Genomic DNA, 21,234 nt, shown 5'->3' on the forward strand with positions numbered 1-21,234 from the left:
AGGTCGGCTTGGCGGGGTCAGCGGTAGGAGGCGCGGGTGCGGACGCGGGAGACGGCGAGGAGCACGAGGAGCGTGGCCGCCATCAGGACCACCGCGAGGGCGGCGCCGGTGAAGGTGGACCCGCGGTCGGTGGCCGCGTAGATCCGCACGGGAAGCGGCGTCCAGTCCGGCGGGTAGAGCATCATCGTGGCGCTCAGCTCACCCATGGAGAGGGCGAAGCAGAGCCCGGCGGCCGCGTTGAGGGACGGCAGCAGGAGCGGCAGCTTCACCTTCCACAGGACGTACGAGGGACGGGCGCCCAGCGACGCTGCGGCCTGTTCGTACGCCGGGTCGAGCCGCGCGATCGCGGCCGTGACCGACTGGTAGGCGAACGCCGTGACCAGCAGGGCGTGCGCCAGGATCACGATCCACCGCGTCCCGTTGAGGATCATCGGCGGCTTGGAGAAGGCGACGAGGACCGCAAGGCCCACGACCACGGACGGCACGGCGACGGGCAGCACGAACAGCGCGTCGAGCAGCTTGCGGCCGCTCCCCTTGAGGGATGCGGCGGCGAGCGCGGCCCAGGAGCCGACGGTCAGCGCGAGGAGACTGGCGCCGACGGCGGTGACCAGGCTGGTGGTGAGGGCGTGCAGCGACTCCCCGCGGGTGGCCGACGCGTAGTGCTCGCCGGTGAGCCCGGACGGGAAGGCCCCCGACCAGTGCTCGGAGAACGACGCCGTGAGGATCACGAGCAGCGGCAGCGCGAAGAGCGGCAGGAAGAGCACGGCGAACAGGGCCCAGGTGGCCCACTTGCCCTTGCGGCTATGCACCAACACGACGGCTCACCACCCGGTACAGGCCATAGAGGCCCACGGAGATCGCGATGTTGACGACGGCGACGACGCACGCCGCGGGATAGTCGGCTTCGAGCATCGCCTTGCTGTAGACGAGCATCGGCAGGGTCGTGACGCCCTTCGCCCCCGTGAAGAGGACGATCCCGAACTCGTTCAGGCACATGACGAGGACGAGGCTGCCGCCGGCGGCGAGCGCGGGCAGCGCCTCGGGCAGGATGACGCGCCGCACGATCCGGGCGGGCTTGGCCCCGAGGCTCGACGCGACCTCGAGCTGCGCGGTGTCGAGCTGCGAGAACGCGGCGAGCAGCGGCCGCATCACGAAGGGCGTGAAGTACGTGATCTCGGCGAGCAGCACGCCCCACGGGGTGGTCAGAAACTGGAACGGTCCCTCGGCGGCGCCGGTCGCGTCCGTCCACACTCCGTTGGCCATGCCCTTCGTGCCGTAGATGAACAGCAGGGCGAGGGTGATCAGGAAGGACGGGAAGGAGAGGAAGACGTCGATGAACTTCGCGACGGCCTTCCCGCCGGGGAACGGCACGAACGCGATGACCAGCGCGAGCGCGAACCCGAGCACGAGACATCCCACGGTCGCCCCGGCCGCCAGCCACACGGTGGTCCCGAGCGCCTCCCGGAACGCCTCGGAGGCGAACACGTCGGCGTACGGCTGGAGGGAGGTCCCGCCGGTGTCGGGCTGCAAGGACTGCTGGACGACGAGGAAGAGGGGGTAGAGAAAGAACACCCCGAGGAGGCCGACGGGCGGCAGCACCCATACCCAGCGGGGGACCCGCAGGGGCGGCCCTGACTGCTTCACGGGTGCGGCGGTGAGCGCCGAGCTAGCCATCGGTCACCCCTCCGGCCAGGAGCACCGCGTCGTCGGGCGCGAAGTGCAGCGTGACCTCGTCCCCGATGGCCGGCGGCGTCCGCAGCTCACGGACGTCCGCCTTCACCCGCTCCCCGGACACCTCGACGTACAACCGGTGCGTGGCGCCCCGCCACTGCACCTCGGCGACCCGCCCGGTCAGGGCGTTGGGCCCGTCCCCGAGGCCGACCAGGTGCGGCCGCACGCACAGCGTGGCGGCGGCCCCCGGGGCGACTTCCCCCGTGTCCACCTTCAGCGACACCCCGCCGAAGGAGACGGCCCCCGTCCCCACCGTCACCGCGAGGAGGTTCGCGTTGCCGACGAACGACGCCGTGAACTCCGTGCGCGGCGCCCGGTAGAGCTCCTGCGGCGTCCCGCAGTCCCGCAGCCGTGCCCGGTCCATGACGGCGATGCGGTCGGCCAGGGTCAGCGCCTCGACCTGGTCATGGGTGACGTACAGGATCGACACGTCGGGCAACTCGCGGTGCAGCCGGGCGAGTTCGGCCAGCATGCCGGAGCGCAGCTGCGCGTCGAGCGCGGAGAGCGGCTCGTCGAGGAGCAGCACGCCGGGCCGGATGGCGAGCGCCCGCGCGATGGCGACGCGCTGCTGCTGCCCGCCGGACAGCTCGCGCGGGAACCGCTTCGCGTACGCGGCCATGCCCGTCATCTCCAGGGCCTCGGCGACCCGCCCTGGGATCTCCGTCTTCGGCGTCTTCTGCGCCTTCAGGCCGAAGGCGACGTTGTCGGCGACCCGCATGTGCGGGAAGAGGGCGTACTGCTGGACGACCATGCCGATGCCCCGCTGGTGCGGCGGCAGCGCGGTGACGTCGCGGTCCCCGATGAACACCCGCCCCGCGGCGGGCCGCACGAAGCCCGCGACGGCCCGCAGCGCGGTGGTCTTGCCGGAGCCGGAGGGTCCGAGCAGGGCCATGACCTCGCCGGGCTCGACGGTCAGGTCGAGGGAGTCGAGGACGGTGTGCCCGTCGTACGCGACGGAGACCCCGTCGAAGCGGATGCCGCTGCCCATCAGCCGGCTCCCCGGAGCAGCGCGGGCAGTTCGGCGACGGAGCCGAGCACGTGGGTGGCCCCGGCCTCGCGGAGCGCGGCGGCACCGTGGGCGCCGGTGAGTACTCCGGCGACGACGGATGCGCCTGCGCGTACGCCGCTGAGCATGTCGTACGCCGTGTCGCCCGCGACCGCGACGTCCCGGACGCCGGCCACGGCGCCGGTCCGCAGGAACGCGCTGAGCACCATGTCGGGGTAGGGGCGGCCGCGGCCGCCCGCGTCGGCGGGGCACAGGGTCAGTCCGACCAGGTCCCGCCACCCCAGCGCGTCGAGGATGGCGTCCTGGGTGACCCGGGCGAACCCGGTGGTCAGGACGACGGTGCGGCCGTCGTCCGCGAGCTCCTCGATGGCTTCGCGCGCCCCGGGGACGGGTGCGATGCGGCCGCCGTCGACCAGCGTCCCGTACGCCTTCTCGAAGGCGATGTTCGCCTGCTGTGCGAGCTTCTCCTCGCCGAACAGGTGCCGGAAGACGGAGATCTTGGACTCGCCCATCGTGGCGCGGACGTACTCCAGTTTCGCGGCGTGGTCCGCGGAGTCCGGTTCGACGCCGAGCTCCCGCGCGGCGGCGGCGAAGGCCTGTTCGACGAGGCCGCCGTCGGCGACGGTGGTGCCGGCCATGTCGAGCACGACCAGGCCGATGTGTTCGTTCGCGGTCAATTCCCTCACCATCCCAGTTCGTCGGCGGTCCGCTCGGCGATCGCGGGCGAGCAGGTCATGCCGCGCCCGCCGGGCCCGGTGACCAGCCACACGCCGTCGCGCACCCGCTGCCGGTGCACGACGCGGCTCGTGTCGACGCACTGCGCGTACACCCCGGCCCAGCGCCGCCGGATCTTCGGCAGCGGGCGGCCGAGGAAGCCCTCGACGACCTCGGTGAGGTGGTCGTAGGGCTCCTCGACGGTGTCGAAGGCGAAGGGGTGCTCGTACTCGTGGGTGTCGCCGATGGTCAGGCCGCCGTCCGCGCGCTGCACCATGAGCAGCTGCATCTTGTGCTCGGCGGCGGTCGGCGTCTGGGCCTGGCCGGCGTTGAGCGCGTCGAGTGCCGGCGACTTGTACGCCGGGTAGTAGCGGAAGCTGTCGGCGTCGGCGACGGAGGTGGTGAGCGGTTCGCCGAGGGGCTCGGTCTGCATCATCTGCAGGCGTACGCGGCGCACGGGCAGGTCGGGTCCCGCCAGCTCGCGGACGAGGCCGCCGAGCCAGGCACCGGTGGCGAGGACGACGGCGTCACCGGTGTGCACGTCGCCGTGGTCGTCGCGGACCGCGCTCTCGCCGACGACCTCGCGCACCTCACGCCCGGGCAGGAAGGTGTAGCGCGGGGAGGCCAGGAGGGCCTCGCGCAGCCGGAGTTGAGCGGTGCGCGGCTCCACGGCCGCGTCCCGCTCGCACCACAGGGCGGCGCTGAACCCGCCGCGCAGGGCCGGGTTGAGGGCACGCGCCTCGTCGGCGCCCAGCAGCTTGTAGCCGCGGGCCGCCGCGTCCGGCCGGGCAAGGGCGGCCTCGGCGACGGCGCGCTCGTGTTCGTTGCGCACGAGGGTGAGGGAGCCGTTGGCCCGGAAGCCGAGGCCCGGCACGCGTGCGCCGATGTGCTCCCACAGCTCGCGGGCGCGCAGGGCGGTGTCGAGTTCCTCGCCGCCCGCCCGGCCGCTCACCCATATCTGCCCGAAGTTGCGCAGGGACGCCCCGCGGGCCTCGCCCTCGCGCTCGATCTGTACGACCTCGTGGCCGCGTTCCACTGCGTGCCAGGCGTGCATGGTTCCCACCACGCCGGCTCCTACGACGATGACTCTCACGGCGGCAACGCTCCTGGGGACCGGTGTCCCGCGCGGGGCCGGACGGCAACGGGACGGTGAACGGCCACCCAAGCTTGGCCTAGACCCGTTACGTTTCCGTTATGCGCGTTTCCATTATGTGGCTGAGGTGGTTCGCGGGGCGGCCGCTTCAGCCGAGACGCGTGGTGAACGAGAACCGGTCACCTCGGTAGAGGGTGCGCACCCGCTCCAGCGGGCGGCCCGAGGTGTCCCGCGACAGCCGGTGGATCAGCAGCATGGGCAGCGCGGGCGGCGTCCCGATGAGCAGGGCCTCGCGCGGGGTGGCGAGGACCGTCTCGATCCGCTCGTCGGCGTCCCCGAAGGAGATGCCGAGGCTGTCGCGCAGATAGGCGTAGAAGGAGGAGTCGGGCTCGAAGTCCGCGTCGAGCCGGGGCACCCGCGCCACGGAGACGTACGTGCTCTCCAGCCCCACCCGCTCGTCGTCGGCGAGCAGCACGCGCTCCATGTGCCAGACGGGCTCGCCCACGTCGGCGCCGATCTCGCGGGCGAGGGCGGCCGGGCACGGGAACCGGTCGAGGGAGATGAGGTTGCGTCCGGGGGTACGCCCCTGCCGCCGCACGCCCTCGGTGTAACTCGCGAGCGACAGCGGCTGCTCCAGCTTCGGCCCCGCCACGACGGTGCCGCGCCCCTGCCTGCGCAGCCGCCCCTCCAGAAGCAGCTCGCGCAACGCCTGCCGCACGGTCTCGCGCGCCACTTCGTACCGCTCGGCGAGGTCCCGCTCGGTCGGCAGCGGCCGTCCGTCCCCCAACTCCTCGATGAGCGCGGCGATCCTGGCCTTCACGGCGTAGTACTTCGGGATGCGGCCGTGCTCGGGGATGCCGGAGCGGATGGGAGCGCCCGGCGCCTGGTCGAGCAGGTGGGCGGGGTGGTGCGCGGTGTTCGGGTTGTCCACCCGGGGATGTTCGCAGATGTACGTGAACGGAGGCGCCGGAGCCTGCCTGTGCCCGTGCCCGCGTTCAGCGCGACCGGGCCCGCAGGCGGCGGGCGCCCCACAGGGCGAGGACGCCGCACCCGACGAGGACGACGGCTCCGGCGGCGGCGATGCGCGTGGCGAGCGGGACGTGCCGGCCGGTCTCGGCGAGTTCGGCGCGCAGGCCGGCGGGCGGCTCGGCGTCCCGTTCCGCGGATGCGACGGGGACGAGGTCGAAGGGGTAGTCGTTGGAGGCGCCGACCCAGTCGCCGTCGCCGCCTCTGCGCTGCACCACGGCGGCGGACGCCACGACGTGGTTGGGCCCGGCGTCGGCGGTGAAGGCGAGCCGGACCTTGACGGTGACGGTACGGCCGGGCGCGACCGTGAAGCCGGCGAAGCCGTCGTCGAAGACACCGACGTGCTCGCCCTGCCCGGTCCGCTCGAACGCGACGTCCCGCCAACGCGTCCCGTCGTCGAACCGCAGCCGCACCTGCCGGGCCGTCAGCGTCCGCTGCTCGTCGACCAGGACGAGGATGGGGTGGATGTTGCCGCAGGGTTCGTCGGTGGCGTTGGTGAGGTCGACGGTCCACTCCTCGTGACCGCCACCGGGTTCATAGTCGGCGGGCCCCCGGCGAATACGGGTGTCGATGGGAAAGTCGACACGCTCCTCATCCACACAGCTGGGCCGCCACCCGGCGCCACCCCGGACCTCCTCCGGTCCCCGCCCCCGCTCCCGGTCCCGCTCCCGCTCCCGCTTCTGGGCCACACGGACCCCGGACTCCCCGGGGGCGGCAGCGCAAGAATCCCGGACCGAGCCCCCTGCCGCCACACACCCCGCCCCGCCACCAGCCCGCGCGCCCCCCTCCACGGCCACACCGGGCACGGCGGACACGAGAGCGGCGGCTGCGACGACCACGGCGGTGCCACCGAAGGCGAGAGAACTGCGGAAGCCCATGAAAGACCTTTACTCGGCGCCGGCTGGCGAAGGGAGATGGGGACGGGTGGGGGACGCGGGGGCAGGGGACGAGGGACGGGGACAGGGCGTACGAACAACTGGGGAGGCGGACGGACGGGGGACGGAGACGGAGGCTCGGGAGCTGGCTGACCAGGCGGACGGACGGAGGACGGAGGCGGAGACTCGGCAGCCAACGGGACAAGCGGTCGGACGGGAGGCTGAGGCTCAGGCTCAGGAGCCGCCAGACGACACGGGACGGACGAGGGACGGGGGCGGAGACTCGGGGCCGGCAGACAACACGGACGGACGAGGGACGAAGGCGAACGTGCAGGAACTGGCGGACTTCGCGGACGGACTGGGGATGAAAGCGGAGACTCGGGGGCCGGCTGACGACGTGGACGGACAGGGGACGGGGAGCGGAGGCCCAGGGGTCGGCAGCCGACATGGCCGGACCGGACCGCGCCGGCCCACCGGACGGCACCAGACCACCGGACCGACCGCCGGACGGCACCAGACCGGGCCGTCCGGTGGTCCGGGCCGGGCCGAACCACCGGACGGCCCGGACCACCGGACCTCACCGCATCGGACCAGACCGGACCGGACCACCGGACGGCACCGGACCGCACGGGACCGGACCACACCGGACCACCGGACCGCCGGACGGCACCGGACCGCACCGAGCCGGACCACCGGACGGCGCCGACGGCACCGGACCAGACCGGACCGGACCGCCGGGCGGCACCGGACCGACCGCCGGACGACACCGGACCACCAGCCGACGCCACACCGCGCCGCCCCGGAACCGCTCCCGCTTCTGACCCTGCCATGCGTGTGCGGCGCGGCCACCCCACCAGCGCCGGACAGGACCGACCGGCCCACCCAAGCCCCCCGTTCAGGCGAGATCCCCAACCCCACGCATAACTCCCGGCCGTGACACCTACCAACCGCCAACCCGCCCTCAACGCACCGGAAAAGCCACCTCAGCCCGCCCGAAGAGCGGTGCGAGGACGAGCTGTGCCGCGCCTTCCGCCACCCCCCGCTCCCCGCCGGGCGCGAGGCTCACCGGCACCCGGAGGGTCCCGCCCCCGCGTCGGACGCGCTCGGCGACGACGGCGCCCACTCCCCGTACGAAAAGGTCACCCGCCGCGAAGACGGTCCGTCCGCCGAGGAGGACGTGGTCGATGTCGAGGAGGCCGACGAGATTGCCGGCGGCCGTGCCGAGCACCCGCGCCGCCTCGTCCAGGTCGCCCCGGGCGACGGCTGCGAGGCAGAGCGCCTCCACGCAGCCCCGGTCCCCGCACTCGCAGGGCGGCCCGTCCAGCTGGAGCACCTGGTGGCCGAACTCGCCCGCGCCGGTACGGGCCCCGCGGTGCAGGGCGCCGCCAAGCACGAGCCCGGCGCCGAGCCCCGTACCCAGATGGAGGTACGCGAAGGAGTCGGCGGCACCCGCGAGAGCGAGGCCGAGAGCCGCGGCGTTGGTGTCCTTGTCGACCACGACGGGCAGCCCGAGCCGCCCCGACAGCACGTCCCGCAGCGCGAACCCGTCCCACTCCGGGAACCCGGTGACCCGGTGCAGCACCCCCGCCGCGTGGTCGAGCGGCCCGGGCAACGCGACCCCGACCCCGGAGACGGACACGACACCCCCACCGGCGCCACCGGCGCCACCGACGCCGTCACCACCACCGCCACCGCCGGTGCCACTGCCACCGGCACCGGCACCGGCACCGATGCCGCCGCCCCCGGCGAGCAACCCCCGCACCTCCCCCACCGCCACCTCCACCACCGCCTCCGCGCCCGCGCGGAAGGCGAGTGGGGCGCGGCGTTCGGCGACCACTGTGCCGGTGAGGTCTACGAGGACCGCCGTCAGCTCGTCGCGGTCCAGGTGGAGGCCGACCGCGTGGCCCGCGCCGGGGACGAGGCGCAGCACCGTGCGGGGCTTGCCGCCCGTCGAGGCGCGGCGGCCCGCCTCCGCGGCCAGACCCTCGGCCCGCAGCCTCGCGGTGATCTTGCTGACGGCCTGCGGAGTGAGCCCGGTGCGCTCGGCGAGCTCCAGTCGGCTGATGCCCTCGTCGCCCGCGGCGCGCAGCAGATCGAGCACGAGCGCGGCGTTGTGCCCGCGCACGGCGGGGAGGTTCACTCCGGGGTTCACCCTGTTCACGTACGACTTCACCTGCCCATTGTCCCGCCCGCTTGCACTTTGGCAACACCGTTGCTTAAGTGGAGGACATGACTGGCACAGGTACTGGTACTGAGACGAGCACAGGCACGCGTGCTCCCCTCCGCGTCGGCCTCGTCGGGTACGGCCTCGCGGGTTCCGTCTTCCACGCCCCGCTGATCGCCGCCACCGAGGGCCTCGTCCTCGACACGGTCGTGACGTCGAACCCCGAGCGGCAGGCGCAGGCCCGCGCCGAGTTCGGCGACGGCCTGCGCTGCGCGGCCTCGGCCGACGAGCTGTGGGAGCGGGCGGACGAGCTCGACCTGATCGTCATCGCGTCGCCGAACAAGACGCACGTGGCGCTGGCCACCGCCGCCCTGAAGGCGGGCCTGCCGGCCGTCGTGGACAAGCCGGTCGCGGGCACGGCCGCCGAGGCGCGCGGGCTCGCGGCCCTCGCCGACGAGCGCGGACTGCTCCTCTCCGTCTTCCAGAACCGCCGCTGGGACAACGACTTCCGCACCCTGCGCAAGCTGCTCGCCGACGGCGACCTCGGCGACGTATGGCGCTTCGAGTCCCGTTTCGAGCGGTGGCGCCCGAAGCCGAAGGGCGGCTGGCGCGAGTCCGGCAACCCGGAGGAGATCGGCGGTCTCCTCTACGACCTGGGCAGCCACGTCGTCGACCAGGCCCTGGTGCTCTTCGGCCCGGTCGTGAGCGTGTACGCCGAGTCGGACGTCCGGCGCCCGGGCGCGGAGGCCGACGACGACACGTTCCTCGCACTCACCCACGCGAACGGCGTCCGCTCGCACCTCTATGTGAGCGCCACCACCGCCCAGCTCGGCCCGCGCTTCCGGGTCCTCGGCTCGCAGGCGGGCTATGTGAAGTACGGCCTGGACCCGCAGGAGGCGGCCCTGCGCGACGGCAGGCGCCCGGCCACGGATGACCCGTGGGGCGTGGAGCCGGAGTCGATGTGGGGGACGGTCGGCTCCGGCGAGTCCCCGCTGACCGGCGGCGGCCGCCCGCTGCCGACCCTGCCGGGCGACTACCCCGCGTACTACGAAGCGGTGGCGAACGCCCTGCACGGCACCGGCGAGAACCCCGTCACCGCGCACGAGGCCGCCGCTGCCCTGGACGTCCTCGAGGCGGCCCGCCGCTCGGCCCGCGACGGCGTGGCGGTGACACTGTGACCGCGCACGAGGTGACCCCGCCGAGCATCGACGAGCTGGAGGCGCAGGAGCGCCGCCTGGTCCTCCCCCACTTCACGTACGACGACGCGTGGGCGCTCGGCACGCTCCTGGTGGAGCTGGCCCGCGAGCGCCGCGCCCCCGTGGCGATCGACATCCGGCGCGGCGGCCAGCAGCTCTTCCACGCGGCGCTGCCCGGCTCCACCCCGGACAACGACGCCTGGATCGACCGCAAGCGCCGCGTCGTGGAGCGCTACGGCTGCTCCTCCTACCTGGTCGGCTCCCGCTTCCGCGCCAAGGGCACGACGTTCGAGGACTCCTCCCGCCTCGACCCCGACGTGTACGCGGCCCACGGCGGCGCGTTCCCGATCGCGGTGGAGGGCGCGGGGGTGATCGGCACGGTGGTGGTGTCGGGGCTGCCTCAGGTGGAGGACCACGCGCTGGTGGTGGAGGCGTTGGAGCGGTTCACCGCAGCCTGAACGGTACGGTTCGTCACCGCCGGAACGGTTCCTCGCAGCCCGAACCGGGATTGTTCAGCGCAACGAGTGAAAACCACTCGCTTGAATGAGGGGAAGCGATACTCCGGGGCCCCACGGACCCCATAGTGTCCGTCCATGCAACTGCCCGCGTTTGTAGACCTGCGTCCCATCGGGCGTTGCAACCTCAGCTGCCCCTTCTGCTTCGGCCCCCGCCACGAGGTCCCCTCGATGCCCCGGGAAACGGCGCTGCGGATCGCCTCCGTCCTCCGGGACTCGGGCGTGCGAGGCGTCGTCATCTCCGGTGGAGAACCGACACTGCTGCCCTACCTCCCCGAACTGGCCGAGGAGTTGAGCCGCCCACTGCCGTCCGGGCGGCCGCCCCGCGTCGTCCTCAGCACCAACGGCCTCGCCCCGCTGAAGTCCATGCAGCGCATCCTCCCCCACCTCTCGTGGCTCGCCCTGCCACTGGAGTCCAAGGACGCGGCGGAGCACGGCCTGCTGCGCACCGGCAGCCCGGCACCGCACCGCGAGAGGGTGCTCGGCCTGCTGAGGGAAGTGCGCAAGAACCACGCGCACGTCCGGGTGAAGCTGGGCACGGTCGTCACGCGCCTCAACGTGAAGGGCGCGCCGCACGTCCTGGACCTGATCGAGGACGAGACCTCGCTGCCCGACGTGTGGAAGGTCTACCAGATGTCCGAGACCAACTACGGCGCGGACAACCGGGACTGGCTCTCCATCGGCGACGCGGAGTTCGAGGACGTCGTCGCGGAGTGCGAGGAGGCCGCGCGGCGGCGCGGGGTGACCTTGCGGGTGTACCGCAACTCGACCCGCACCGGCAGCTACTTCTTCATCGATCCGGACTGCGAGATCGTCGTCGTCGACGAGGGTGAGGAACGGAGGATCGGGAATCTCTTCGAGAAGCTCGCCGACCGCACGCTCCGGCCCGCCGAGCTGATCACCCCTGCCCGGAACGTCGAGAACTTCGCCGGCACCTATCCGGACCCGGACGGCACGCCGGCCCTGTGAGGAGCTCCCGATGACAGCGCATGTACGCGTAGGTGTCCAGGCGATCGTCCGCCTCGGCGGTGACGTCCTGCTCGGTCTGCGGGCCAACTGTTTCGGCGCGGGCACCTGGGGCCTGCCCGGCGGCCATCTGGAGGTCGGCGAGTCCCTGACGGACGCCGCCCGCAGGGAGCTGGCGGAGGAGACCGGCATCCACGCCCTGGACCTGCGGGTCGCCTGCGTGACCGACCCGGACCCGGCGGCCAACCACCACATGCAGGTCGGCGTCGAGGTCGTCGACTACACCGGCGACATCCTCGTACGCGAACCGGACCGCTGTCTGCGCTGGCAGTTCTGGCCCCTGGACGCGCTGCCCGATGCGCTCTTCGTCGGCTCCGCGGGTGTCCTCAGAAGCATCAGGGACGGCGCGGTGCACTGCCCCTGACCTGCCGGGGCATCCCTATTCCTGGCTCTTGCTCCACCGGTCGTCGGACTGTGTCGTCATCAGCGCGCGCAGCCTCTCCTTGTGCTTCTCCTCGTGCATGCCGAACTGCTCCCACGTGCTGGTCAGTTCCCACTGCGTACGGAACGCCGCCAGGCTGTCCTCGTAGTACTTGCTGTCCTTCAGGAACTGGTGCTCGAAGACGCTCAGGCCCCTGCGGGTGCGCTGCAGCGGATTCATCGTGATGTACGGCTCGAAGAATCCCGCCTCCGACGTGAGCAGCGTCGAGCCGGATATGTCGGTGGGCGTCAGCTTCAGTTCGATGTGATCGGGGAATCGGTCGCGCAGGTCCTGATAGGAGGCGATGACCGGCAGGAACGTCTCCTGGTAATACGTGCTCGCCCGCACCCGGTCCACGATGTTCTGATGACTCACCGGCTCCGAGTCCGCGCTGTGCTGCATGAAGATCGCGAGATTGTTCCAAGGACTGCTCAGAATCACGTGGAAATAGGTGCCGCGCTCCAGGGCGCGATGAATCTGCCAGTAGAAGATGTCCAGGTCGGCGAGGAAATAGGAGGCGCCCGCGTGCGCGGTCAGCCGGATCACGTTCCGCTCCGCGTCGATCGCCTTCTTCTTGGCGGTGTTGCGTACGTCGTTCTCCTGCGGGGTGTACGTGCGGTCGATCCGGTACGGCAGATCGTCCGTCTGCACCGTGGCCGCCCGTAAGTGCGCGAGCGCCTCCCGGATCGCGAGGGTCTGGGCGTGCTCCCTGCCGAGCGCCTCCACGGCCATCTCCTCGGCGCTCTCCAGCAGCACCACGGCCCGCCGCCGGCGCAGCAGACTCCCCGAGCCGCCGCTCGCCGCCTCGAACTCCGCGACGGCCAGGGCCGCCTGGGCCACGATGGTCTCGCGGTGGGTCGCCCCCAGGAACGCCGACGCGTTCAGCTTCACGATCTCCAGCTCGCCCAGCTGCCGCTCGCTGAGCTCCACGTCGTGCGCGGCCGCGGCCGCCTCGAACGTCGCCGTGGCGAGGGCGCGCCGGGCGGCGATGGCCGCGGGGTGGTCGCCGCCCTTGAGGGCGATGGAGTGCTCCGCCGACCGGTCGAACTTCTGCAGGGTGTCGTGGATCCGGTCGATGTCCTTGCCCGACCTGGCGACCTCCAGCCGCACCAGGTCCGCCGTCAGCCGGGCATCGGGGTCGTCGCCCGGCCGCGTGTCCATCTCCTCCAGCGCCTTCTCCGCCCAGAAGTCGGCGTCCCCCAGGTCGCCCCTGCGCAGGCTGACGGCGCTCAGGTTGGCGAGGATGCGGCCCCGCTCGGGGACCTCGCTGCCCCGCTCGGCCCTGCTCAGCGCGCGGCCGAGGACGAGCCGCGCCCTTTCCAGTTCGCCGTGCTCGGCGAGCAGCGAGCCCAGCTCGTTCCAGACGGACGCCGCGTACACCTCGCGGTCCGCCTCCACTATCTCCATGTGCCGCAGCGTCATGTCGGCCACCGACAGGGACAGCGTCTTCATGCCGAGGGCGCTCAGCAGCTTGGCCAGGTGGATGAGCTGTCCCGCCCGTAACTGCTGTGACGTGTCGGAGGGATCGGGCCTGCGGACGTGCTTCACATAGGCCGCGAGGCGGCCCTTGTCCTGCCGTCGCGGCCCGGCGGGGGCCAGGAGCATCTCTTCGGCGACGGCTATGGCGTCGTCGAGGTACCGCATCGTCGTCATGGTCCCCTCCCAGGAGGTCGCCGGCCCACGTGCCGGTTGCTGGGTCAGCGGCGTATCCAGTGCACTGCCACCACGGAGTCGTGGCCCGCTTTCTTGAGGGCCTCGGCCACGGCGGCACTGACCCGGAGCTTCTGCTCCGTCTCGGTCGCCTCCACCGAGTAGGGCCGGACGGCCAGGGGCCACTGGTCCCTCGCCAGGTCCTCGATCCGGAACCGGAAGCGGTCGAACTGCCGGACGGCCTCGCGGATCGTGCCGGCGTAGACCGTGTCGCCCGCCGTGCCGGCCGCCGCGCGCCGCTCGACGATGAGTCCCAGTACCGCCGTCGGGCGGTAGGGGTCGCCGCGCTCCACCGGGCTGCCCGCGTACATCCCGTAGTCCTCGAGGCTGGCGTGGCAGTTGAGGCGCAGGGCGCAGATCTTCACGCCCTTCTGGGGCTCGCCGTACTCGTAGGAGACGTCGGCCACGATGCCCGTCAGGACGTCGTCGGTCTCCGGGGGCTGGTGGGTCGCCTTCCACAGCTCGTCGCGGCGGGCGTCGTCGAAGCAGACTCCCGGGAGCTGGACGTCCTCGCCCTCGGCGAAGCTGAGGTTGAGCAGGGCGAGGTCGGACCGCCGGTCGTAGTCGAGGACCGCGCCCGTGACCTGCTTGCCGTCGGAGAGCCGGAGCATGACCGGGTCGAGGCCCTTGAGCTCGCGGGCCTTGAGGCAGTGCGCGGCGGTGAGGGCGAACTCCCGGGTGAGCCGCACGCCCGAGCCCCGACGGCAGCTCTCGTCCTGACCGAGGCCTTCGTCCCGCCGGCAGTCGTCCCCCCGTCGGCATTCGCCGCCCTGGCGGCAGCCGCTCCGGAAGATCTCGATGAAGTGCTCGTCGTACACCGCGGACCAGCCCCCCGTCCGGACCCCTGAGCGAGACCCCTGAGCGAACCCCCGCCACCCCTGAGCGAACTCCCGCTTTCACCCGGAAGACGCCATGGTAGCCAGAATCGGTTGCCGTGGAATGGGCCTGTGGCACATCTCTTGGAATATTCGGCCGGCGGGTGGCCAGGGATCACTCAGGGGTCGATCGAGCGTCCGCGCCGTGGATTCGGCAGCCTGAACCGCTTCAGCCGCATCAACATCTTGCGTCTCGCGGAGATCCGTTCGGGATGGACCTCCGCGCGCAGCAGCGAAAGGACCTTGCGGTCGGCTTTCCGTGACTTCTTCACGGCCTTCTTGAACTCGACCCAGAATGCGTCGTTGTCGCTGATCCGGGGGTTGTTCTCGCGCTGGGTGTGCCATTTTCCCCAGGCGAGTTTCCATCGCCTGCGGGCCGCGAAGGCGTGCTTGCAGGCGGCGAGCAGCTCGTCGCTGCCGTAGATCTCCAGGCGGGCGAGGAGCGGGGACATGTCGTCGGTGGGGACCGTCTCACCGGACCGCCGTTCGGGGAAGGTGCCGGTCCGCCGGACGGCCTCCCTGAGGTCGGCCATCCGTCTGACGACGATCATCACTTCGTCGTAGACGGCCATCCGCCGGTCCCACACGCGGTTCTCGCGCTCGCGTCTGGTCGTGGCCCGCTGAATGAGCCACGCGCTGGAGAACGTGGCCAGGGCACCGAACGCCGTGCCGGTGAGCGCCGCTTCGGCCGGAGTCAGTCCCATGGCGTCATCATGGCGCGCCGGCGCCCCCGGCGAACCGGGAACGCCGGCCCTGCGTGCGGGCGGGGGGGCTGCGCGTTCCGGACGGGCTACGCGTCCTTCAACTCCTGCCGCTGCCGCCCGAGTCCCTCGATCTCCAGCTCCACCACATCGCCCGCCCGCAGGTACGGCTTCGGCTCGGGCTGTCCCATCGCAACCCCCGCGGGCGTACCCGTGTTGATGACGTCGCCCGGGTACAGCGTCATGAACTGGCTCACGTACCGCACCACTTCGGCGACCGGGAAGATCTGGTCGGCGGTCGTGCCGTCCTGCTTCAGTTCGCCGTTGACCCAGAGCTTCAGGGAGAGGGCCTGTGGGTCCGGCACCTCGTCGGCGGTGACCAGCCAGGGGCCCAGCGGGTTGAACGTCTCGCAGTTCTTGCCCTTGTCCCAGGTGCCGCCCCGCTCGATCTGGAACTCCCGCTCCGAGACGTCGTGCGCCACCGCGTACCCCGCGACGTGCGCCAGCGCCTCCTCGTGCGACTCCAGATAGCGCGCCGTACGTCCGATGACCACGGCGAGCTCGACCTCCCAGTCCGTCTTGACCGAGCGGCGCGGCACCAGGACGGTGTCGTCGGGGCCGACCACCGTGTCGGCCGCCTTGAAGAAGACGACGGGTTCGGCGGGCGGCTCGGCGCCGGTCTCCCGGGCGTGGTCGTGGTAGTTGAGGCCGATGCACACGACCTTGCCGATCCGCGCCACCGGCGGTCCGACGCGGAGCCCCTCGGCCGCGAGTACGGGCAGGTCGCCCGCGTCGGCGGCGGCCCTGATCCGGTCGAGCGCCGCCGCGTCGGCGAGCACGGTGCCGTCGAGGTCGGCGACCACGCCGGACAGGTCCCTGAGGGTCCCGTCGGCGTCCAGCAGCGCGGGGCGCTCCGCCCCCGCCGTACCGACTCGCAGCAGTTTCATGGTCAGTCTCCCTTGGTCGAGCGTGGCCCGGCCGATGGGGTGCGGCCATCGGAGGATTGGTCGATCCTCCAAGGTCCCTGTGCCGTATGCAATACCCGGTTCACGTACTGGACCGTTACCCGGCGGTAGCCAGCGCTCCCGCTCCGCCCGGCATGTCCCGGTACAGCACCGCCCGCTCGACCGCGCTCCACGTCGTACTGGTCACCACGTACAGCGCGGCGGCCAGCGGCACCACGGCCACCGTGAACAGAGTCATGAACGACATCAGCGGCATCACCTTCGTGATCGCGCCCATGCCGGGCACCTGCTGGTCCCCGGCCTGCCCCTGCGGCAGCGGATTCGCGCTCATCTGCGCCTTGGTACGCCGGTAGTTGAAGGTGGCGACGGCGGCGACGACCGCGAACAGCGCCACGTAGACGAGGCCCTGCGCCCCGAAGAACCCGCCGTCGGCCAGCGCGTCCGTCCACCGGCCGCCGAGCGGCGCGGCGAAGAGGGTGTGGCCGAGCAGCGCGTTCGCCTCGCCGCCGATGCGGGAGCTGGAGAAGAGGTGGTAGAGGAGGAAGAAGGCCGGCAGCTGGAAGAGGCTCGGCAGGCAGCCGGAGAGCGGCGACACCTGCTCCTTCCTGTGCAGTTCCAGGACGGCCCGCTGGAGCTTCTCGGGGTTCTTGGCGTGCTTCCTGCGCAACTCCGCGATCTGCGGCGACAGCTTGGCGCGCGCCTTCTGCCCGCGGGCCGCGGCGCGCGACAGCGGGTGTACGAGGAGTCGTACGCAGGCGGTGAACAGGACGATCGCGGCGGCGGTCGCCGAGCCGTGGAAGAACGGGTCGAGCAGGTCGGCGATGTGCTCGACCAGGTCGGCGAACAGGGACATGAACGCGGACATGAGATCGGACATGGAGAAGCCCTCCGAGGGGTTCCGTCGTGCCGGAAGGAGAAAGCGACGGAAGACGTCGCGTCGGCGTGACGGCCCACGAAGGGTCGGGGCAGGGGCTGTTGCTGTGGTGCGGGATCCCCTACGCGGCCGTCAGGAGGAGACGGCCGGGTGCTCGGGGGCGCCTGCGGCCCCGGGCGTCGGGGTCGCGTTGCGGCAGGAAGGCGGTGCGCATCTCGCGGTCGCGGATGGCCGTGCGCACTCTGGTGCGGGGCACGGCGGGCGCGCAGCGCGCGGCGATCACGGAGCAGGCGGCGAGCGCGGAGCCCGCGGCGGCGGTCGCGGCGAGCGCGACGGCGGAGGCGAGGCCGCCGGTGTCGAGGAGGACGACCTCGACAAGGAGGAACAGGAGGAGCAGGGCGGGGCGTGCGGCTGCTTTCCAGCCACGGATCACGTCGCGCATGTCCCCCCTCCTCACATCTGTCGTACTGCCGTTCAGCGGTACTGCCGTTTATACAGGATCGAGGTCGACCGGCTGAAGGAGCCTGCGGGGCCGGGCGAGCGCCCGGCTGACCGGATCCGCCGGCTCCGGATCGAGTCCGGGGCCGGGCAGCATCTCGACGTCCGCGAGGGGGACGGGCCCGCCGCAGGCCGGGCAGTCCCCCACGAGGCCCAGTTCCGTGCCGCACCGCGCGTGCCGGAAGTACCGCAGCGGCGCGGTGCCGGGGATGTGGTCGCGCCCCCACAGGCCGAGTGCGCGCAGCGCGGGCCACAGGGCCTCGCCGCGCTCCGTGAGCACGTACTCGTGCCGTCTTGGCGCCTCGGCGCACGGCCGCTTGTCGAGGACCCCGGCGGCGACGAGCGCCTGGAGGCGCGCGGCGAGGACGGCGCGCGGGATGCCGAGGTGGACGAGGAAGTCGTTGTACCGCCGCACTCCGTAGAGGGCGTCGCGGACGACGAGCAGCGTCCAGCGCTCGCCGACCACCTCCAGCGCGCGGGCGATCGAGCACTCCTGCGCCGCGTAGTCCTTGCCGAGAGCCATGGCCCCACTCTAACCACTTTTCCCATACGAGGTTCAGTGAACGAACTTCGGATGCTACGGTCACTCACCTCACCGAGTTCATTGACTGAACCTCGAAGGGCTGACCCATGTCCACCCGGCTCGTCCACACGCCGACCACCGCTCCCTCGACCGCCACCGCTCCGTCGACCGCCACCGCTCCGCCACCCGGCGCCCGCACGCCCACCGCGCCGCGCGCCGCCGCCACGCTCGCCGTCACCAGCGCCGCCACCGCCGTGGCCCTCATGACGTACACCGCGCCGATGATCACGCTCCCCGACACGGCCGCCGCCCTGCACACCCCGCTCTCCGCCCAGGCCTGGCTGCTCAACGGCACACCGCTCGGCCTCGCCGCCGTGCTCCTGGTCGCGGGGAGCCTCGCCGACGACCACGGCAGGCGCCGGATCTTCCTCTCCGGCACCGTCGCGCTCGGCATCACCACCGCACTCGCCGCGCTCGCCGATTCGACCTGGCTGTTCACGCTGGCCCGCGTCGCCCAGGGCGCGGCGAGCGCGGCGATCCTCGCGAGCAGCCTCGGCCTGCTCGTGCACGCGTTCCCCGCGGGGCCCGGCCGGATCAGGGCGACCGGCATCTGGGGCGCGTTCGTCAGCGGCGGCATCGCCGCGGGCCCGCCCGTCGCGGGCGGCATCGCGAGCGTGGGCCCGGACGGCTGGCGCTGGGCGTACGCGGTGCTCGGCCTCGCCGCACTCGTGGTCGCCGCCTTCGTCCCGCGGGCCGTGACGGAATCCCGCGCCGCGCACCCCGGCCGCCCGGACCTGGCGGGCGCGTCGGCGCTCGGCCTCGCCCTGACCTCCCTGGTGGCCGCGCTCACCCTCGGCAGGGACGGCTGGCTGCGCGCGCCGGTGGGCGCGCTCCTCGCCGCGACGGTCGCCCTGCTAGCCGCGTTCGTGGCCGTGGAGCGCCGCGGCAGGAACCCGATGCTCGACCTCGGCCTGCTGCGCCGCCCGCTCTTCCTGGCCTCGACGACGGGCGGCCTGTTCACGGGCTTCTCCGTGATCGCCCTCTTCAGCTACCTGCCGACCCTGCTCCAGCACACGCTGGGCCTGTCGACGATGCACGCGGCCTGGCTGTTCGTGATCTGGTCCGGCACGTCCTTCGTGGCGGCGCTGCAGGCCAGGCGTCTCGCGGGCCGGATCTCTCCCCGCCACCAGCTGGCCGTCGGCTTTGCCCTGCACGCCGTCGCCGTCCTGACGATGCTCGGCGCGGCCGGGGGCGGCTCCTGGCTCCGGCTGCTGCCGGGCCTCGTCCTCTCGGGCGTGGGCAGCGGCCTGCTGAACGCCGCGCTCCCGCTGCTCGCGGTCGAGTCCGTGCCGGCCGAGCGCGCCGCGATGGGCTCGGGCGCCAACAACACGGCGCGCTACATCGGTTCGGCGGCGGGCGTCGCGCTGATGATCGCGGTGTCGACGTCCACGGACGACCTCGCGCACGGCGCGGACGTGGCGATGGCGGTCTCGGCGGGCCTCGGCCTGCTGGCCGCGGTCATCGTGCTGCTGCTGAGGGAACGGCGGGGCTGAGAACATCCTCGTCGCCGAGCGGATCGCTCGCGAGCACGTCCGCGTCCGGCCGCTCGTCCACACGACCGGCCGGACCGACGTACGTCACGGTCAGCGCCACGGCGAGATTGACGGCGAGCGCGACGATCCCCGCGTTCACCCCGAAGACGGGGTCGTGCTCGCTGAAGACGAGTGCGCACACGATCCCGACCCCCACGACGAGCCCGCTCAACACCCCCGCCAAGGTCAACTTCCGCCACACCAGACCCAGCAGCAGCATCGGTACGAGCTGGGCCATCCCCTCGTAAGAGATGAGAGACAGCCGTACGAGGGTGTTGGGCGCCCCGTAGGTCAGGGCGAGGGCGAGTGCGCCCGCGACGACGACCACGCCCTGCGAGGCGAGCTTCTGCCGCTGCGGAGTACGCCACCGGGGCAGCAGCGACAGCACGCTGCTGCCCCACATCGTCCCGATGACCAGCATGAACACGGCCATCGGCACGATGGATGAGAGCGCGGCGGCGACCCCGATCACGCCCACGGCCCACGCGGGCAGCGAGTCGACGACCAGCTTGAAGAGCGCGAGGTTGGACTCGGCGCCGACGAGCCCCGGCACGACGAAGAGCGCGGCCATGCCGAGGAGCATGGGCACGAAGAGCAGCACGTTGTAGGCGGGCAGCCAGATGGCGTTGCGCCGCAGCCCGTCCGCGCTGCGGGCGCCGAGGTAGCCGGCGACGGTGGTGGGGAAGATGACGACGGTGAGCGCGTTGAGAAGCGAGGTCGTGGCGAACCACGCCTCTCCGTAGGCACTGCCTCCGCTCCCCGGCAACGTCAGCCAGTCGCTCTTCTCGCTCACGACCCGGTCGAGGAACGGCCCGTATCCGTCGAAGTAATGCAGGGGTACGTAGACGGCGAGGAAGGCAAGAGTCCCCACGACGAGGACGTCCTTGAGCACGGACACCCAGGCGCTGCCGCGCAGCCCGCTCACCACCACGAACCCGGTCGTGACCGCGAAGCCGATGAAGTAGGCCCAGTTGAGGCTGATGGCACCGTAGGAAATGGTGGAGACGACCACGCCCATGCCGGTGATCTGCAACTGGATGTACGGCAGCAGGAACACGGTGGCGAGCAGGGCGACGCCCGCGCCGAGCCAGGGCCGCCCGTACCGGTGGGCGACCATGTCGGAGATGCTGACCAGCCCGTGCCGCCGGGCGTAGGCCCACAGCATGGGTCCGACGACGTACCCCACGGCGTAACCGCAGGACATGTACGCGACGACGTACAGCACGGGCGCCCCGTAGTTGTACCCCCAGCCCGCCGCCCCCAGATAGCTGAAGCTGGTGTAGCCCTCCCCCGCCATCAGCACCCAGATGAACACGGCCCCGAGGCTGCGCCCGCCCACGGACCACTCGGCGATCCCGCCCTGCCGCCCGCGCCCGCGCACGGCGGCGAGGCCGAGGGCGACGGTGCCGGCCATGAAGACACCGAAGACGAGGGTGGCGACGGCTCCGTCACTCATGCCTGTTCCTTCCTCTGCTGCCGGCCCTTCCTTCGATCCCCTCGGTGGGCCAGCCACACGCACAGCGGCGTGAGGAGGGTCGCGCAGAGGAGCCAGAAGAAGAGGAAGGGCAGCCCGAGGACGACGGGCCGGACGCGGTTGGCGAGGGGCAGGGCCCCGAGGTACAGCACGAAGGGTCCGAGGAGCCAGAGGAGATGGGGGCGGGACAGGTATGACGGGGGTCGGCGAGCGATCACGAGAGCCGACCCTATCCGGGCCTACGCGGGCCTACGC

22 protein-coding genes are annotated in these 21,234 nt (G+C 72.3%); 5 read left to right on the forward strand and 17 right to left on the reverse strand.

Annotation, left to right across the window (positions count from 1 at the left end; genetic code table 11):
* Window positions 1-17: 17 nt before the first annotated feature.
* From ACZ7LU_RS36205 to ACZ7LU_RS36240, 8 genes are all read right to left on the reverse strand, one after another.
* The gene (locus ACZ7LU_RS36205) at window positions 18-815 is read right to left on the reverse strand and encodes an ABC transporter permease (RefSeq protein WP_471919176.1); all 798 of its coding nucleotides are present in this window, start codon (window positions 813-815) and stop codon (window positions 18-20) included.
* Complete coding sequence (locus ACZ7LU_RS36210) at window positions 802-1,674, reverse strand: 2-aminoethylphosphonate ABC transporter permease subunit (RefSeq protein ID WP_471919177.1); 873 nt, start codon at window positions 1,672-1,674, stop codon at window positions 802-804. Before ACZ7LU_RS36210 ends, ACZ7LU_RS36205 begins: the two co-directional genes overlap by 14 nt.
* Window positions 1,667-2,719: an ABC transporter ATP-binding protein gene (locus ACZ7LU_RS36215; RefSeq protein ID WP_470982001.1), complete on the reverse strand. Its 1,053-nt coding sequence runs from the start codon at window positions 2,717-2,719 to the stop codon at window positions 1,667-1,669. The genes ACZ7LU_RS36210 and ACZ7LU_RS36215 overlap by 8 nt, the downstream gene beginning before the upstream one ends.
* Window positions 2,719-3,414 carry an HAD family hydrolase gene (locus ACZ7LU_RS36220; protein ID WP_468560244.1) on the reverse strand — a complete coding sequence of 232 codons (696 nt, stop codon included), beginning with the start codon at window positions 3,412-3,414 and terminating at the stop codon, window positions 2,719-2,721. The genes ACZ7LU_RS36215 and ACZ7LU_RS36220 overlap by 1 nt, the downstream gene beginning before the upstream one ends.
* A gap of 5 nt (window positions 3,415-3,419) precedes the next feature.
* A complete protein-coding gene (locus tag ACZ7LU_RS36225) occupies window positions 3,420-4,544 on the reverse strand; it encodes a TIGR03364 family FAD-dependent oxidoreductase (protein ID WP_471919178.1) in 1,125 nt (374 codons plus the stop codon).
* 148 nt (window positions 4,545-4,692) lie between these two features.
* Window positions 4,693-5,475, reverse strand: coding sequence for a GntR family transcriptional regulator (locus ACZ7LU_RS36230; protein ID WP_471919179.1), 783 nt, complete (start codon window positions 5,473-5,475; stop codon window positions 4,693-4,695).
* A gap of 64 nt (window positions 5,476-5,539) precedes the next feature.
* Window positions 5,540-6,259, reverse strand: coding sequence for a hypothetical protein (locus ACZ7LU_RS36235; RefSeq protein WP_471919180.1), 720 nt, complete (start codon window positions 6,257-6,259; stop codon window positions 5,540-5,542).
* Between the two features lie 1,147 nt (window positions 6,260-7,406).
* Window positions 7,407-8,606 carry an ROK family transcriptional regulator gene (locus tag ACZ7LU_RS36240; protein ID WP_471919181.1) on the reverse strand — a complete coding sequence of 400 codons (1,200 nt, stop codon included), beginning with the start codon at window positions 8,604-8,606 and terminating at the stop codon, window positions 7,407-7,409.
* A gap of 68 nt (window positions 8,607-8,674) precedes the next feature.
* Here ACZ7LU_RS36240 and ACZ7LU_RS36245 point away from each other — a divergent pair, with 68 nt between their 5' ends.
* From ACZ7LU_RS36245 to ACZ7LU_RS36260, 4 genes are all read left to right on the forward strand, one after another.
* Window positions 8,675-9,787, forward strand: a complete 1,113-nt coding sequence (locus ACZ7LU_RS36245; RefSeq protein ID WP_471919182.1) for a Gfo/Idh/MocA family oxidoreductase — start codon at window positions 8,675-8,677, stop codon at window positions 9,785-9,787.
* Window positions 9,784-10,263 carry a heme-degrading domain-containing protein gene (locus ACZ7LU_RS36250; RefSeq protein WP_398298139.1) on the forward strand — a complete coding sequence of 160 codons (480 nt, stop codon included), beginning with the start codon at window positions 9,784-9,786 and terminating at the stop codon, window positions 10,261-10,263. The genes ACZ7LU_RS36245 and ACZ7LU_RS36250 overlap by 4 nt, the downstream gene beginning before the upstream one ends.
* A 135-nt stretch (window positions 10,264-10,398) precedes the next feature.
* Entirely contained in the window at window positions 10,399-11,289 is an 891-nt protein-coding gene (locus ACZ7LU_RS36255; protein WP_471919183.1) for a radical SAM protein, read from the forward strand.
* Window positions 11,290-11,299: 10 nt separating this feature from the next.
* On the forward strand, window positions 11,300-11,710 hold the full coding sequence (locus tag ACZ7LU_RS36260) for an NUDIX hydrolase (protein ID WP_398298143.1): 411 nt from the start codon (window positions 11,300-11,302) through the stop codon (window positions 11,708-11,710).
* A gap of 15 nt (window positions 11,711-11,725) precedes the next feature.
* On the opposite strand, the gene ACZ7LU_RS36265 is transcribed toward ACZ7LU_RS36260, so the two are convergent.
* From ACZ7LU_RS36265 to ACZ7LU_RS36295, 7 genes are all read right to left on the reverse strand, one after another.
* Window positions 11,726-13,420 (reverse strand): hypothetical protein, encoded by a 1,695-nt coding sequence (locus ACZ7LU_RS36265; RefSeq protein WP_471919184.1) that lies wholly within the window; start codon window positions 13,418-13,420, stop codon window positions 11,726-11,728.
* 44 nt (window positions 13,421-13,464) lie between these two features.
* The gene (locus tag ACZ7LU_RS36270; RefSeq protein WP_471919185.1) at window positions 13,465-14,295 is read right to left on the reverse strand and encodes a trypsin-like peptidase domain-containing protein; all 831 of its coding nucleotides are present in this window, start codon (window positions 14,293-14,295) and stop codon (window positions 13,465-13,467) included.
* Window positions 14,296-14,471: 176 nt separating this feature from the next.
* Window positions 14,472-15,056 (reverse strand): hypothetical protein, encoded by a 585-nt coding sequence (locus ACZ7LU_RS36275; RefSeq protein ID WP_471919186.1) that lies wholly within the window; start codon window positions 15,054-15,056, stop codon window positions 14,472-14,474.
* A gap of 86 nt (window positions 15,057-15,142) precedes the next feature.
* On the reverse strand, window positions 15,143-16,000 hold the full coding sequence (locus tag ACZ7LU_RS36280) for a fumarylacetoacetate hydrolase family protein (protein ID WP_468321574.1): 858 nt from the start codon (window positions 15,998-16,000) through the stop codon (window positions 15,143-15,145).
* A gap of 115 nt (window positions 16,001-16,115) precedes the next feature.
* Entirely contained in the window at window positions 16,116-16,883 is a 768-nt protein-coding gene (locus tag ACZ7LU_RS36285) for a YidC/Oxa1 family membrane protein insertase (RefSeq protein WP_471919287.1), read from the reverse strand.
* Window positions 16,884-17,013: 130 nt separating this feature from the next.
* Complete coding sequence (locus ACZ7LU_RS36290; protein WP_471919187.1) at window positions 17,014-17,334, reverse strand: DUF6412 domain-containing protein; 321 nt, start codon at window positions 17,332-17,334, stop codon at window positions 17,014-17,016.
* A 48-nt stretch (window positions 17,335-17,382) separates the two neighbouring features.
* Window positions 17,383-17,913, reverse strand: coding sequence for a winged helix-turn-helix transcriptional regulator (locus ACZ7LU_RS36295; RefSeq protein WP_468082748.1), 531 nt, complete (start codon window positions 17,911-17,913; stop codon window positions 17,383-17,385).
* Between the two features lie 107 nt (window positions 17,914-18,020).
* Between ACZ7LU_RS36295 and ACZ7LU_RS36300 the strand changes: the two genes are divergently transcribed.
* Entirely contained in the window at window positions 18,021-19,466 is a 1,446-nt protein-coding gene (locus ACZ7LU_RS36300; RefSeq protein ID WP_471919188.1) for an MFS transporter, read from the forward strand.
* Here the strand turns inward: ACZ7LU_RS36300 and ACZ7LU_RS36305 are convergent.
* Window positions 19,432-20,961 (reverse strand): sodium:solute symporter family protein, encoded by a 1,530-nt coding sequence (locus ACZ7LU_RS36305; RefSeq protein WP_468082745.1) that lies wholly within the window; start codon window positions 20,959-20,961, stop codon window positions 19,432-19,434. The two genes, ACZ7LU_RS36300 and ACZ7LU_RS36305, sit on opposite strands and share 35 nt — an antisense overlap.
* On the reverse strand, window positions 20,958-21,197 hold the full coding sequence (locus tag ACZ7LU_RS36310) for a DUF3311 domain-containing protein (protein ID WP_471919189.1): 240 nt from the start codon (window positions 21,195-21,197) through the stop codon (window positions 20,958-20,960). Before ACZ7LU_RS36310 ends, ACZ7LU_RS36305 begins: the two co-directional genes overlap by 4 nt.
* Window positions 21,198-21,234: the final 37 nt, after the last annotated feature.

This window comes from Streptomyces sp. NPDC039462 (assembly GCF_055639375.1).